At 41.0% G+C, this 658-nt stretch carries 1 protein-coding gene; it reads right to left on the reverse strand.

The window, feature by feature from the left end:
* Positions 1 to 72: 72 nt before the first annotated feature.
* Positions 73 to 658: nickel pincer cofactor biosynthesis protein LarC (gene larC, locus KHB02_RS05220; protein WP_241113732.1), on the reverse strand; the 586-nt coding region annotated here is incomplete at its 5' end.

Consider the following 658-nt stretch of genomic DNA (forward strand, 5'->3'; position numbering starts at 1 on the left):
AAAAAAAAAAAAAACAGATAAAGGGAAGACACCTTTATCCGTTTTTTGAATATTTATTTTTAATCCTATCGCTTACTCTCCAATAATGACTCGAAGGACATTTGGACGGTCTTTGAAGGTTTTGGTGCCTGCCCCATAGCCAATAGCTTTTACTTCAAATGATGGAATGGTGCAAAATTCTTCTGCCAGTACGGATGCAATCGCTGCACCTGTCGGGGTTGTCAGTTCAAATCTGACATCGCTTTGTTCGATCGGCACACCTTTTAAAATTTCTAACGTGGCTGGTGCTGGGATTGGATAAATGCCGTGGTCGATATGTATTCTTCCTGTGCCGACAGGAATAGGTGAGGACTTGACTTTCTGTATGTCTAGTTGATGAAGTAAGATTGCTGCACCAACAATATCAATGATGGAGTCGACGGCACCTACTTCATGAAAATGAACCTTTTCTAATAGCACACCATGAATATGTCCTTCCGCTTCACCAATTTTGCGAAAGATTTTTAACGAAGTCGCTTTTACTTCCGCTGCTAACTCGGACGATTCAATCATTTTTACAATATCACTGTATGACCGGTGATGATGACCATGGTCATGGCCATGATGATGGTCATGTTCATGATGGTGATTGTGCTCATGATGATGATCGTGTTCATGA

It is taken from the genome of Neobacillus citreus, assembly GCF_018343545.2.
Lineage (GTDB): Bacteria > Bacillota > Bacilli > Bacillales > Cytobacillaceae > Neobacillus > Neobacillus citreus.